The 15,086-nt window shown below is 46.2% G+C and carries 6 protein-coding genes and 2 pseudogenes; all 8 read right to left on the reverse strand.

Features of this window, described 5'->3' with window-relative positions; genetic code table 11:
- Positions 1-2: 2 nt before the first annotated feature.
- Positions 3-3,134 (reverse strand): insecticidal toxin complex protein TccC, encoded by a 3,132-nt coding sequence (gene tccC / locus C5471_RS08250; RefSeq protein ID WP_133813239.1) that lies wholly within the window; start codon positions 3,132-3,134, stop codon positions 3-5.
- Positions 3,135-3,272: 138 nt separating this feature from the next.
- Positions 3,273-7,970 carry an insecticidal toxin complex protein TccB gene (tccB, locus tag C5471_RS08255; RefSeq protein ID WP_133813238.1) on the reverse strand — a complete coding sequence of 1,566 codons (4,698 nt, stop codon included), beginning with the start codon at positions 7,968-7,970 and terminating at the stop codon, positions 3,273-3,275.
- Positions 7,971-8,062: 92 nt separating this feature from the next.
- Positions 8,063-10,966, reverse strand: a complete 2,904-nt coding sequence (gene tccA, locus C5471_RS08260; protein WP_166295773.1) for an insecticidal toxin complex protein TccA — start codon at positions 10,964-10,966, stop codon at positions 8,063-8,065.
- 619 nt (positions 10,967-11,585) lie between these two features.
- A complete protein-coding gene (locus C5471_RS08265; protein WP_133813236.1) occupies positions 11,586-12,053 on the reverse strand; it encodes a DUF6392 family protein in 468 nt (155 codons plus the stop codon).
- A 382-nt stretch (positions 12,054-12,435) separates the two neighbouring features.
- Positions 12,436-12,579: pseudogene (locus C5471_RS08270) on the reverse strand (DUF6392 family protein); the annotation flags it as partial.
- Between the two features lie 108 nt (positions 12,580-12,687).
- Positions 12,688-13,152, reverse strand: coding sequence for a DUF6392 family protein (locus C5471_RS08275; RefSeq protein ID WP_133813235.1), 465 nt, complete (start codon positions 13,150-13,152; stop codon positions 12,688-12,690).
- 91 nt (positions 13,153-13,243) lie between these two features.
- Positions 13,244-13,711 (reverse strand): DUF6392 family protein, encoded by a 468-nt coding sequence (locus C5471_RS08280; RefSeq protein WP_133813234.1) that lies wholly within the window; start codon positions 13,709-13,711, stop codon positions 13,244-13,246.
- A 133-nt stretch (positions 13,712-13,844) separates the two neighbouring features.
- Positions 13,845-14,741 (reverse strand): annotated as a pseudogene (locus C5471_RS08285) (PAAR domain-containing protein); the annotation flags it as partial.
- Positions 14,742-15,086 lie beyond the last annotated feature (345 nt).

The raw sequence follows: 15,086 nt of genomic DNA on the forward strand, positions 1-15,086 counted from the left end.
TGCTACAAAGAGATAGCTCGTCGTGCTGCTCCCACAGCACTGGTTCCATAATCTATCGCATTGGCGATCCCGGTTGTGGTCAGCACCCTGCCTCTGATCTGATTACCAATCATGCCGGCAACATTATCTATACCACTGCCGATAGCACTTAGCCCTCTGGAAATCCAACTGTCTCTTCCCATTGTTCTGTGCAGGCCGGTTCCAATACCACCCACAAGCCCGCCGATAAGGCTAAATATAGGCTCAAAAACAGGTCTGGCTACACTGAAATGCACTAATTGTCTGGCTAAACCTGCTACATATGGGCTAATAACCCGCCCTAAGATCCTCCCCAAAAATCCACCACCGGTTATTCGGTTAATAGCCATTTCAGCCCCCAGACCAGCGGCATAACCCACCGCATAGTTAGCTAAATGTCCGGCAGGATTACTGGCAACATCTAAACCAAAACCAACCCAGGAGCCGTAATACGTTCCAATACCTGCATGAATTCCTGCTCTGGTACTCCCTTGTGTACCCGTGATCATCCCACCAGCCGCACCTCCCGCCGCTGCCGATATTTCATGTGTAAGGGTAGAGGAAGTACCCAGTATGGTATCAATAGTGCCTACCGCACTCCCGGCCCCAATAGCTCCACCTATTCCACGGTCAGCATTATTGATTAATGATCCTATGGCTCCGGTGGCCGCACCGGCTGCTGATGCAACACCAACCCCTTGTGCTCTCGCACCATAAGCCGCAGCTGAACCCGCTCCGGCGGCAGCGCCAGCCGCTGACTGCACTAACGTCGATTTTCCCTGTACAAGACGGGCGAGTAATGCTCCCCCCTTTTCCAGGAGACTTCCCACGTTATACCCCATCAACGCACCGATCCCTGCCCCTATGGCAGCAACACCTAAAATGACGGGAATAGCCGCTCCAGCGGTACCTGCAATGGTGGCGGCAAGACCGCCAATCGCAATCCCTCCGGCAATGGCTCTGCCAATTTTTTGTCCCCGTCTCATTGAAGCAGACATCCCCTCATCCGGTTTACGAAACAGAAATGAAGCAAACCAAAATGTATTCCGATTTCGGTTCGGAGAAGGCGCTAATCCGTCGTGGTCAATCAATGTGATTGGGTTATTCCTTACCATCCGATACAGATTCAACCCATCCACGGTTCCCGCCGGATCCGCATTCAACCACCGCCCCACCCACGGCTGGTAATACCGGTAGCCGTAATAATACAGCCCAGTGGCATCCCGCTCTTTACCGGAGTAACGAATAAATTTGTAACTGGCTTCTGTCTGGTTTTTCGCCGCCCACACCGCCGTGCCGCCATACGGATAATACTCTTCCTGACTGAGAATCTGCCCCTCGCTATCCAGTTCAAGCTGGCTGGAGCCAAGAAGATTGTCGTAGCTGTAGCGCACCTGATTGTTGTTGATATCTTCTGGCTTACCATTTTCCCAGTGCAATACCCTTACCTGTGCGCGACCCGCTTCACCCACCGTAATCACTTGTAAACTTTTGGTTGTTTTATCTGCAACCTGGGTTGTACGTAGTTCTAATCCCGGCAGGTAAGTCACCCGTTGTACTTGGGTACTGTTACCGGTCTGCTGTTCACTCACTTTTAGCAATCGCATTCCATCACTGCCATAACGATACCATTCCCGATCACTGGCATCTTCACGGCTCACTGGCGTTACCTGTTGCAATTCCCCTCGGATATTCCAATTCAGGTTTTGCCCTGGCATTAACGTTTTCTGATGACCACCGGAATCAAATAGCACATCCACCTGGGTTGGATCTGTCGTTAATGTACTCAATACCGCCCAGTTACTGCGGCTTGAAACTGTCATGTCTGTGGTGTAATTATTTTGCGTTGCAGGTGAACTGTGCCGGATTTGAACCAAATTACCACCACGATCATAAGTATAGGTACGAAGGTAATTGGTATAGGTGCTGTCGTCGGCAGGGACAGGTATGGCTGGTGAGGGAAGTTTGCTGCTTTGCTGGCCGATATTCGCCATTTCACGCCCTGTCGCACTAATAAGCTGATACAGGGAATCATAAACATAACGATTCTCCGGCACCACTGTCTGATTACGCCAAAAGCGAGTGGCTTCCGCATCATTATGGATACTGATAACATTCCCCACCGGATCATACTCATAACGCAGATCCTGCAACACTTTGGCTGTTGATTCTCTGTTATCTGCACGTCGGGTGGTGATACCTATCAGACGTTGCGTTTCTGGTTCATAACTGTACTGCGTAATCACACCATTACCATGCTCTTCACGCAACTTATGACCTGCGGCTGACCAAGTTAAGGATTTAACAATAATCTGCTCATTCTGGCCTTTCACAGTCAACCAGCTACCTTTTAACTGACCGGCAATGTCATAAGCCAGACGTTGAATATTTCCTTTAGCATCGGTTTGGGTGAGTAAAGTGCCAATGGCATTGGTTGTACTTTGCGTCGTATAGACCTCACTTGCCAGCCTACTCTGCCAGACGGTTTCATCGTCACCCATCCAGTTCGCTTTCTGCTCTTCGGCCAGCAATTGGTGAGATTGGGATAAAATGGTGCCTGCCAGTGACTGGCTCTCCAACCGGGTAACTCCCGCCGTGTCATAGTGGCGTATACATTGACCGGAAAGGTTATAGTCTTTCTCCGCGGTTGTATTCTCAGCCCAGATAAAGCGCTCTGTTACATCGGGAGTCTCTTCATCGGAAACCCGTTCGCTAACAGACAACAGACGACCGGGCAAAGTGTTGCCTTCATAGAGACGAGTCTGATGAACACCTGTCGCATTAACGGTCATGACCAGACGGCCTTCAACATCATTTAATGAGATGATACGACCAGCATCAACACTCTCTGTCCTCAGGGCATTACCAGCCAGATCATGTTGCCAGATAAAATTAGGTTTCACCGCGTCATTGGTCTGTTTTGCATCATATAAACGCTGATCAATACTGTGGTTCAGATGTCTGCGGTTATCATATTGATGACGAGTGATACGGGTGTCAGTATCACCACTTGCCACAGTACGGTGAAAACCGATATCACGAACGGACAAGCCGCGATTATCCAACACGCTGACTGTTGGAGTTTGGGTATAAAGAGTAATATCAGACGTACTCATAATCATATTCCTTTTATTTTGTGTCAAAGCTTCCCTTCCAATGATGAAATGGAGAAAGATCGCAAGATTGATTTCAGGTATGACAGACGTTCTCCCACCCTGGCATGCCAGAGTGGGAGGTATTAGTTAAAAGTTGATTTAAACAAGTGTTTTCTTGACCTGCCCCGCAAAGCTAGCCCCACCGTCGCAGGCCGTGTAGTGCACCTGCACCAGTACATCGTCCATATTGGCCAACAGTGATGCCTGCATGTCATCCGCCTTCAGTGTGTTGCCATCAATATGCTCATCCACAGCGCGCGGGAAGCTGAGTGTCCATTTGGAAACCGCTCCGGTCCCCTCAAACGACAGATAACGCTCATCTTCCAGACGCAGCTCAAAACTACCGGCATCATTCAAGCCAGAAGAGAGTGCCACTTGCTGGCTGGCACGCAGGTTGGTGACAATATGAGTCGCATTGCCCTCTTGATCTGCCGAATTATTGAGGTATTTAACACCACGAATATCTGCCGTAAGCAACGTACTGCTACTGGTCTGGGTAAGTGTCGCCTTCACATTTTGATACGGCCCGATCAGGGTCGGCAATGTCACCGATACCGTTTTAATCTGGCGCAAATAATGTCCCGGATAGTCGTTGTCGAACAACTTTTCACTCAATGGAAAATCGACTTTGCCTTCGGTTTTTAACTTGTTGAAACCATCATCACCCAATAGAGTCCTGAGCGACACAGTACGGATCACATTAAGACGACGCTCATGACGGCCCAAATAAGCTGCTTCCATCTGGTGCAGGTTAAGTTGTAATGCCTCACCCACTTGCAACCCACGGTAGTGGTCATTCCAGGTACCAGTCTGGATAAAAGTGGTAGCGTAATCCCCCAGTTCATACTGCCAACAAGCCTGGGCAGACAAACACAGAGAAACCACTGTGTCATACGCCTGATAGTACAGCGCTGCCAGTTGACCACTCAACCACTGGTACAGAGTCGCCTGGGTAAAACGGGTGGTCAGGTAAGTCAGCATGGTCCGGATTTGTACCTGCTGCGCCTTCGCCTGTTGCAGAGAAGTCTGAGCCGCTTTCTCGCGCACCGCCAGTGCATCCAGTTGTTTGGTCAATGCCTCCACTTCAGACTGCGCTTGCTGATACTGGATTTGCCACTCTTCACGACGACGGCGGTAGTTCTCAGTGGTCGCCAGACGATCCGCCACCACGCTGGTGGCCTGGCCGGAAGCCATCAACCCGATAGCAATCGCCTCAGTCACCCCTTCATAACGTGAACCGCCATCGGCCAGACCGAAGATATTCGGAATCACTTTTAACGCTCCACTGGCGGTTTGTACACCGGTGGAAGCAGAAATCAGGGCTTGTGCTGAAGTTTGGGTGTCCATCACCAGTTGTTCCGCACTGGAGATGTTGTTTTGATACAAGGTGTAATAATGGTCATAACGTTGTTGCGCTGTTGCCTGACTGGCTTGCAACGCCAGACGATCCGCAGCCAGTCCGTCCAACGCCTGTTGTTGCAACGTGATGGCATAGCTGGACATATCCAACAATTGCTGTTGCGCCAACTCTTCCTGACCAGCACGTTCACTGCGCTCCAGCAGACTGAGCAGGTTCTGACCAAAACCGGTCAGCGTACCCACGGCGCTGTAAGCACGTGGCAACAAAGCGCTGAAACGGTACGGTGGCACCGTTAACATTGCACCGCTGACACCATTCGTCAAAGTGCCGGATTGAGCACGCTGGGCCAACAACGCTACCGGATCAGCAGGCGCAGCATACAACGGCAGGGAAAGTGGTTTGCCATCAACGGTCAGGTTATGACGCAAATTATATAACCGTGCATCCAACGTATCCCAATGGGACAACATCAGAACATTAAGCGGTTCAATAAAGTAACCATTATCTGCCAGTTTCAAGTGGCTGACATTGCGGCCCGACAATGCGGGTAAAGCAGTATTACTGTTACCCAGTTGATGTTCGAAGTCACGTAAAGCCGTTTTTTGCCCGGCGGCCAAGGTACCAAGGGCTTGCGGTATCCAGATGCTGCTCAACGACACATCTGGACGAGGCCCCAGCAATTCAGCGGCCAGATTGTAATAGACACGGGCCTGAGTCAGACCATCACGAGACAACTGGCGGTACCACATATCTCCCTGAGCAATCAGGTTGCTGACATAGGCGATAAACACCGCTTTCTGATATATCACCGGATTGGCATAGGCTTGAGTATCGGGATCGATAGGATCGCCCAAATGACGTGACAGATCGCTGTGTCCTTCAACCAGCGGACGCACATTCCAGTAAGCCGGAGCATGTTGCGGTTTGTTTTTCATGGCTGGATCAAAGATATAATGCAGCCACTTCTGTGCCTGTGAGAACTGCTGTTCGCTGGCAAAACGTGAAGAGATCAGGAACGGCAAGTGGAAAAACAGCTCCCAGAAATAGAGACCGTTTGAACCGTTAAAATCCATTGGTTCACTTTTGCCATTGGTGACTAGATCGGCCTCCAGAGAAGGATCCGCCTGCAAGGTATAATCCAGCAAACTATCCAGTCCTAAATTAGCTTTCTCAATCAAGGTGCGTACAAAGGTGGTGTTAAGACGGGTTTTCGCGGGTAATGATGAGGTCCAGAAATCCAGATATTGCACCAGACCACGCTTGCTATCGTAACGGGAAACCAAACGAGGAATAGCATCCGGTGCCTTACTATCCTGCAACGCAACATAGACATTGAACCACTTACTCACCCAAGAATAAGCCCCTTTTTTCCCGGATGGGCGGTCATAATGATCCCAAACTACGTTCAAACAAACCTGTAGGTAGTTTTTATTCGGATCGGTGGAAAAATTCGCTTCAGACAGAGTATGCGTAGTCGAGTAAGTTGCATTTTTGCTAAGTTCGAAAGTTTGGCTACTATAGCGTTTGAACAGATTGCTCCCATCTGCCGTCTCAGCATTGATTTCCTGATAGAATTTGCGATTATCAGCGATTTTCTTGAAGTTTTTGATAGTGGTTAGTGTTGGCCAATCTGGAGACGTAAATACAGATTCAAGCTTATCAAGACTAATAGCGTAATTTATTTTATCAGACCAATCTAGCAACCTTGTACCGTCTGGGATAGGTAAATAATAACTAGCAGGTGTATCCCCTTCCCAAGCGATATAACTGCCCTTCACAGTAACAGTATGACGCTCAGCAAGCAGGGGAGTAATAGACCATGCATCATTAACCCGCTGCTCTAACGCCCATGTTCCATTAGGAACAGAACTTCCACCATATCCGGAAGGAAAGTAGTTAATTGCTGCATTATGAAAAGTGTAATAATCTCCATCATGGTAATCTAGATAAAAACCTTCATCCCCTGACCATGAAAAGCCATAACCAGATTTGGAATCGTACACAATATCGTTATACCCAAACGTATGGCGGTTAACAAACCCCCCATTGGTCGTAGTTTGGATATGGAGTGTCAGACCATCTTGATCAATATATGCATAGGCTCCGGTAGTGCCCTGCTTCAAGTCATCAACTTTACCTACCCAGCCCGTTTTTTCAGGATCTTCTGTTGGCTTGCCCGGTTCAATCTTAGTAATCACATACTTTTTATCGTACACCGCAAATTGTAAACAGTTCTGAGCATCCGTTTCATCACGATAAGTACTGAACAAAAAGTTCTTACTCAACGGCTTGAGAATATGGCGATTGAAAGCTGAGTCACAATACAAGTAGCCGTACACAGTAGGGCGGTTCTGATATGGGTTTCCCGTAAAATTGCGCACGAATACACCTAACATCAGACGACCGTACGGGTTACTGTCCGTTTCCTCCGTCGGATCAATACTAAAGTCGGTGGTAGCCAGCAAATTCACATCGCGTAGCGTGATTCCATTTTCATTAATCAGCAAACTGGTACGCGATATATCCTGATCACCATCTCCGTTTTGTCGCGTCATCAGCGTAGTAGTATTCGGTGCCGTCCAAGTATCATCGTAGCGTTTATAGCCAAACTTTATGCTATAGGCATGCGTCTTATCGATATCTTTGCCACTCGCATCTTTCTGTACCGCCGGATCACGCTCAACCCAAGCCACATACAGCCGGTCGTTATAAAACACCGGACGAACCGTATGCTCTAACACCGAATCACCCGCCAGCGGCAACGTGATTTCCTGCCAATCATTCCAACAATTTGGTGTTACCGGATTCCCCGCCGGGTCCTGACGGTTTTTACTCAAGTCCATCTGACGCCAGTAGTAGCGATACGGTTTAGTGGTAGTGCGACCAATAAAGTAATAGATGGCTTGGTCAAACTTGTCCTGATTAATATAACCACTGAGCACATACAGATTACTCACTGCCTCAAACTCATTGAGATATGCCAAAGCTGCATCCTGAACCCGGTCTGGATCGAGTTGGTTCTGGTTTAAAGTCGTCTCCAGCTCAGAAAAATAATGGCTTTTTTCCTGCCGGGTGATGGGGGAAATGTAGTTTTCAGCGTAATTTCGCACCTCAGCACCAGCGGCCCAGATAGCATACTGATTATCATTGTCACGCCATTCGTTAGCCGTGGAGGGTTCCATCGCCTGACGCCCCGGCTCAGAGCCATTAACCAGACGGGTCATGTATTGCTGTATACTGGCAATCGCTTGTGCTACCCGGCTGGTCTCAACCTCATCAGCCACTTCCGGGTCAATCAGCAAATATTCGTACAAGTCTTCCACCGTCACTGGCTGACCACTGACGCCTTTCAGGGTTGGTGCCACAAAATTCATATAGCCGGTCACCAGCGCATCACGCTGGGATTCATTCAGTTGTTTTTCCATTGTCGATAACATAATTATCTGCCTTACTTAAATGGCGGTTTAGAAACAGCCCAATTGGGCCATCCGGAAAAATCAAATCCACTCAGGTAGTGAACTCTGCATACTCAGTTATTACCCTTGACATGAGATACACCAGCGACCAGCGCCTGACCGGTGCTTTGCCAAAGGGCATAATCACTGTCACGGTTCAGGACATAGCCTTGCTGTTGCTGCGTAACACCCAAACCGGTTTGACTCTGTGCTTGTTGCAGACGCAAAAGCGTATCCAGTTGCAGCGTAGTTTTGGCTATCCCACCTAATACTGCCCAAGCGGCTTGCAGCTCGTTAGCTTCCCAGCCCAACAGCGTTGCCAGCGTTTGTGCAGCATCAGATTGGCTCAACGGCGTGGCAGCATTAGCCGAACGCAAATAGGCCAGTACATCATTTTCAGTACCACCACCGGCTTTACCCACCTGGAGCAGCAAATCGCCGTAACGACTCAGGGTATAAAGCGTCCACAAACTGATATTTGTCACCGTTTCTGCGGCAGTCCCAAAATAGGCCGGATTATCCAGCAGGGTCTGTACCATTACGGGACTCAGAGTAAATTGTTGGGTCAACAAGGATCGGCGCACCACTTCACGTAATTGATGCAGATAGTTGGCTGGAATATCGGCGGCTATTTTGACGGTATCCTTCAATGCCCAAGTCGCACTGAGCCACTGATAGGTTGTTTGTCCACTCCAGCGCAGCAACAATGCAGGCAGTGACTGACTCACGTTCAGCGTCTGCGTCAACAGACTGACCGCAACACCTTGCTGAGTTTGCTGCGCCTGATTCAGCGTATTAGTCAGAGTAGTAACTGCCAGCTTCTTATCTGCATCAGACAGATTTTGTGTATTGACCACCCTTGCTATGACACCATCTATGCCGGCATCGGTCACCAGCCCCACCTTATCGATAAGCGGGCTATTACCTGCTGAGAGCAGAGTAAACCAGTCAATGGAGTGACCACTGGTATCGACTAATGGCGCGCCACTGCGGGATAACAATGTTGCATCCACAAACGTACTGCCCAGGTTCTGCCACACCTGACGGATAAAGTTCAACTGGTCGTCAGTGCCTTGCGTGGGGAAAGTGGAATTATCACTCAACAATAAAAGCAGGGTTTCAACCGATAAATTGTGCTGCTGTTGCCATTGAACGATAGCGCTTGATGCTTGCAGCAAACTCAAAATATCCGCCGCCAAAGGAGAATCTTTTTTCGGTCCTGTGATCGCCGGTTTGCCTGCCAGTTGCTGCCAAACGATTCCTGTGCCTGCATCCAATCGGTCAGCCAAAGCACAGAAGGCCTCCGGATCTATCCCCAATGTACGCGCCAGATTAGCCAGGCGGTAAAACGCCGACACAACCAACAGATTACAGTTCAGGGTACTTAGCGTGATATTTCCCTGTTGACGAGCAATATTATCAGCCAGCAACAAGAACTGACGATGATTGAGTCCCAACGCAGTGCTGATATGTTTGACACGCGCCCCATCACCACCCGTGGTTGATGTATAAACAAAATCCTGATTATCTACCAACAATGACGTATCAAAAGTGCCAATGGCATTAAACACCTGATCTAAGAACGGCATTGCTGGCGTAATAGCAAACGGCGTCACCACGCGCAACCAGCCGGCAAACTGCTTAGCGGTGACACCGTACTGCGCCTGATAATGTTTGAACACACCTAACATACGCAAGGTATTGTCGTTCATCAGCAAGGCAGTATTCGTCTCTCCCTCAGCATCCATAGCTGAAGTCACCAACAGGTCAACATCCTCATAGGGCAGATTCAACCATTTTTGCAGACGAACCATACGATTGATGCGGTTTAACTTATCATCTGCCAGATTATTAACCGTCAGAGCAAAATGAGCCTCTTTTCCACTACGACTAAGAGTAATAGCCTCCGGCTTGCCGGCATGAATAAAACGGGCACCGTATACAAATGGAGTCGCTGTAATGTCACCAGCGGTGACATTATCAGACTTAATAACCGTAGAACCCCCGACGGTAGAGCACAACATCAGCTCCACCTGGGGTACAGTCAGATTAGTTCGGCTGGTCAGTATGGTCATATCGCTGAAACTGTCCGCAGTAAGCGAACTATCACCATAATTAAGCTGATAGAAATCCTGACCAACGGTTTCAGTAATAATTTTCTGCTGTTCCGGCGAAAGCTGGCTCGCCATTATTTGCAATCGGGTCAACGCGCCGGCGGTCGCGTCGCTCAATTTTTCTTTTGCCGTTTCCCAGAAGTTTTGCGGCAGATCCAGGGTCTGAGGCAAAGTAATATCTTGCAAAGTCGTGCTCAATACCGACTGGGCGGTCTGAATTTGCTGATGACCGTAATGATACGGCAAATTATTCGGGAAACGGGTAGTGGAGAGTTTAGTATTTACCGCTTCCAGATCAGTCAGACTCAGTTTTTTCTGGATGGCCTTGGACAAGATTTCATTGACCAGTTGCAATTGCGGTATTACCTCATTGATTGCCTTATCATTAATTAACAAAGTTCCCAGATCTGGGCGACGCTCCGCCAACGTATTCATAATGGTGCCGGTACCATTCTTTTCCTGTTCAAGGACCAATTGATAGATATGAGTCAGATAGGCCACCGGCGCATCGTTCGCTTCCGGTGAACCACTTGGCGCTTTATCTTTCCAACCGGTATCTGCATCCAGAAACTGATTGGCATAATCTGGACCCGCTACAGAGAACGGACTTCTCAAGCTAACCTGAACAGCCTGGCTAAGAGAATTGCGGCGAAAATGGTGCAGTACCTGATGAGCATAGCCTACCGCCAGGTCATACATTTTCTCAGCATTGCGCCCAAGATCAGCACGATGCTCACGAATAAAACGCTCACGCGGTATACGTACCACATCAAACACTGAAGCATAACCAAGTTCGGTCAATTTACCGGGTAGGTTATGGATCTCTTCGGTACGGGAAATCAGGGGGCTGGCGAGTTGATTCATACGAACTCCTGAATTGAGATTTATCATGAGAAACAGGTTTTTTCGTGCAAAAAGATGATCACTATCGCTATGTTCAAGAGAGGTACCAGATCAAACATGCACATTAGGACATCAGGTCGTCTGGCCTTCCAAAGACGTCATATACAGCGACAATGTGTGAGGAAAAATATAATAAATCACAAAACTTGATTACATTAAAAAATAAAACACAAACAATAAAATAACTTTATCTTCATATAATTTACAAAATAAATATTTACTGATGTTTATGATTAATTTAACAAATAATCAATAATAGTTCGCAATATCACACTTTGAATAAGGTAATACCCAGTGTGTCGGAATATTGGTGAATGATAGTGACAACGGTGAAAAAATAGTCTTTAATATCAATGCAATAAAGATTGTTGACGTATCTTAATTATTTTTTAGCGATATAGTCTATCGAAGGGGCAATTAAAGGTGAGTTAGTCAAAAATATACTTGATATCTGAACAGCTAAGGCTCTAAATAAGAGTTTCTTTATTGACTCTAATGCGAGTAAAAATGTTACTTCTTTAATATGCTGTACCGTGGAACAAAAAAACTGTTAAAAAATAACCTTCCATCTATTATTCAACTACCAACGCACTTCCGACATAGGTAAAAAGGTAATTGATTTCACATGCTCCAACAAATCGTAATCAAACTTCATGCTAACTGGAATACAAAAATCCAATAGTGTGTATAGCTCAGTCCAACCAACATCCTTCTTTAGAAATTTTCGCGGTGGAAGAGCCTTTTTAGGCTTAGCAAACTGCTCATGAACCCATTGCCGGAACATCAATGGAATTAATGGTGAAGGCAATTCATTAGGAAACTTATACAAACCTTTCTTCTCATCGAGCAGGATCAGTGTAATTTCTTTCAAATGCTTTTCTTCCCTATAAAAAGACAGGAAAACGCCTTCTTTAGCCATATCCAAACATATAACCATATCACCGGAAAAACCACTTGGTTTGCTCTTATAAGGAATCAACCCTTCATCAAAAATTTCTTGATAGGACTTCCCCAAACTATTTATTAATGCCTCTACGTTGACTGTCATTTGTATAACCCCCGTTCTTGGTTAAGCTTGTGCATTTTGGCTCTGGCATCTTCAAGCTGTTCTTCTGTTGCACCATACTCCTTCAAAGCTGGTTTTATAGCATTAAACTGCTTTCAAATCTGATCTATTTGAGTCGGAGAATTTCGGCCTCCATAAGTTGTACTGAGCTTTTGATGCACCTCAGCCGGAATAATAATAGCAGCGACATCCTTAGCAGTATTTTTCACCTCTCTATTAATGGTTAATGATTTTCGATTAAATACAATTCACTCTCCTTTTGAAAAGTTGCATTTATTGAGTTAAATCCATCCTTGATATAAAAGCTTTAATAGGGGTAATGTAATTTACTTTAAATTCATCACCTCACTATAAAACACTAGCCCCCCTCTTTTACCATATCTAACGATATTGTTTTATCACCAGAAAAATTTCTTGGTTTCGTTTTATAAGGGATTAATCCTTCATCAGAAATTTCCTGATAAGATTTTCCCAGGCCATTTATTAACGCTTCAACATTGATTGTCATTATTTGTATAACCCCGACATTTGGTTGAGCGAATTCATCTGCGGTTTGGCTTTTCAAACCGCGAATGAAAAATATTTTAAGAAAAAACCACCTCCTTTCTATTAACTACTAACGCACTTCTGAGGCGGGCAAGAATATTACAGACTCAACACGCTCAAACAAGTCATAGTCAACCTGCATACTGGTAGGTATCCGAAAATCTAGTAGAGTATATAACTCTGTCCAACCAAATTGTTGCTTCATAATTATTTCAGGAGGATGAAATTTCTCAGGCTCACCAAAATTTTCATGAATCCATTGACGAGACATCATAGGAACTAATGACAATGGTAATTGATTGGGAAATTGATATAATGGCTTATTTCTATCAATCAAAGTAATAGTTACATTAAATAATGCTTTACTATCTCTTCTAAATGCCAAATACACGCCTTCTTTGATCATATTCAATGATATATAATAACAACCTGGATCTCCTTTAGGCTTCGTTTTATAAGGAATTAATCCCTCATCAAAAATTTCCTGATAAGACTTCCCTAAGCTATTTATTAGTGCATCTATGTTGACTGTCATTATTCATACTCATGATCTATTATCTGGGATAAGTTGTTCTTCAACCAACATATCGGTTTTCTGTCCTAAACTATTTATGATTGCAAAAACATCAATCATTATTTACCGGCTGTTCAAATAACAGTGCATCTACACGAAGATCAGATTGATAAAGGAAGCGAATTTCTGTATTTGGGTACTGATCATTTAGTTTACGAGTATAGGCATCAAATCCGCCTATTAAACCAATTACTGGAACTCGCTCCGGGCCACTACTGGAATCAGGTTCTCCCATAAATGCTCTGACAGTAACTTTATCCATTTGGTGAAGGAATGGAGCAGGCATATCACCACTATATGTACCAGTATCATCAACGGTGTTGATTAGTGTGAATTGAACAGAAATCAACACTTTTGATATAGCATCGAAAACTAAAGTAAGACCCGCCTCTGGTTCAACACTAAATCTGGAAGAGCCTTCGAAAGCAAACTCAAACTTTCCCGCTGGAATAAGTTTATTTTCGACTAACATATCTGCGGTCTTCCCCAAACTATTAATAATTGCAATAACATCCGTCATTATTTATACCACCCTTGCATTTTGTTAAAACGATGTAACTCTTCGTGTGCCTTATTCAGTTGCTCATCTGTATAACCCTCTTCCCGTAAACCTGGGATCTGGGCATCAAAATTACTGTCTACAGCAGCTTTCAGATCCAGCGAAAACGTACACGAGTCGGTGCTTCACCGTACTGTTCCGCTATCTGCCTCAGGCGATACGGATCTAAGTAATCCTCTTCACCCTGATTCAACGACGGTGAATAAAACAGCCCCATTAATCCAACCGTTACTGGATTCGGTGCCGCCAGCCAACGTCCTGCACTGATAGCGCCACCACCAATGTAACGCATCACCAGCGTTTCCCCTTCCGCTACCGCGCCACGGGCAGTGGCGGCCACGGCGGTAGCAGCCGCTTCGGCTTTATCTTCACCACGACGAAACCACCGCTTATACCACGGTAATTTTTTATCCCGTGGCTTATCCAGTTCTGGCGGGTGTTTCTTGCTTTGTGGCGGCGGTTCTGGTTTTTGCGGCGTCACCGGAGTGGGAGATGATGGCACCTGATATATCGCCATTCTGCCAAAGTTATTTGCCGGTTCAGGCCCGATTCCAGCATCAGTGCAACCTTTACCCCGCAGGCAGGATTTGGTAAACACCGGTATCGGCGGCGGGGGTGTCTGCGTTGCTGGCGGGCTTCCCATCTCCTTTACCGGGGAAGAGAAATTTTGCATCACCATATTAGTCGGAGCGATAACCCGGTCAGCAGCCTTATCCGGCTTCTCATAGCTGTCCATCTCCGAATTGATAAACCGGGCCCGACAGGGGCAAGTACTTACACTGTCCAATGTGCCAGCCAGCTTGCACCCCATGTCAAACACATCGGATACACCACCGGCAATGATGTAAGTGCCGGGATGTTTGCCACAGGTAACCTTATCCCCTTCACGAGCGGTTGCCCGCCCGTTAAATGTCATGGTGTGGTCACCGGTAATAATCTGACCACCACAGGTTGTTTTATCACCAACGAGCAGGAAATATCCTATTGCCATCTATTCACTTCTCCATTGATTTACAACATGGAGAGTGCATCTAACTGAAATCATCATCATGCTTTTGCCACTTATGGATCAATAAGTGATCAATAGTGCAATGAGTTTCACTTAAAAATATATAGGAATATTCCGAAAATGAGAGAAATAAGATTGATTGATGATTGTAATTCCTCATGTTTGATAACAATTTGGATACAATTCATTATCAAAATGAGAATTTAAGAAGCAATGACGAATTGGCAGAAGTACACAGTAGATTTTTTTAAATCATGGTCAGACGGTTAACTACTATCCATTCAAAGTGCTGACCCAAAGACCAACACTTTGTCATTAATCTGCAAC

Origin of the sequence: Photorhabdus tasmaniensis (assembly GCF_011189505.1) — a bacterium.
Classification (GTDB): domain Bacteria; phylum Pseudomonadota; class Gammaproteobacteria; order Enterobacterales; family Enterobacteriaceae; genus Photorhabdus; species Photorhabdus tasmaniensis.

What these genes read in the sequence shown, in the direction of transcription:
- C5471_RS08280 (WP_133813234.1), bottom strand. Translation starts at nt 13,711, where the DNA reads ATGACGGATGTTATTGCAATTATTAATAGTTTGGGGAAGACCGCAGAT.
- tccB (WP_133813238.1), bottom strand. Translation starts at nt 7,970, where the DNA reads ATGTTATCGACAATGGAAAAACAACTGAATGAATCCCAGCGTGATGCG.
- C5471_RS08265 (WP_133813236.1), bottom strand. Translation starts at nt 12,053, where the DNA reads ATGACAGTCAACGTAGAGGCATTAATAAATAGTTTGGGGAAGTCCTAT.
- tccA (WP_166295773.1), bottom strand. Translation starts at nt 10,966, where the DNA reads ATGAATCAACTCGCCAGCCCCCTGATTTCCCGTACCGAAGAGATCCAT.
- tccC (WP_133813239.1), bottom strand. Translation starts at nt 3,134, where the DNA reads ATGAGTACGTCTGATATTACTCTTTATACCCAAACTCCAACAGTCAGC.
- C5471_RS08275 (WP_133813235.1), bottom strand. Translation starts at nt 13,152, where the DNA reads ATGACAGTCAACATAGATGCACTAATAAATAGCTTAGGGAAGTCTTAT.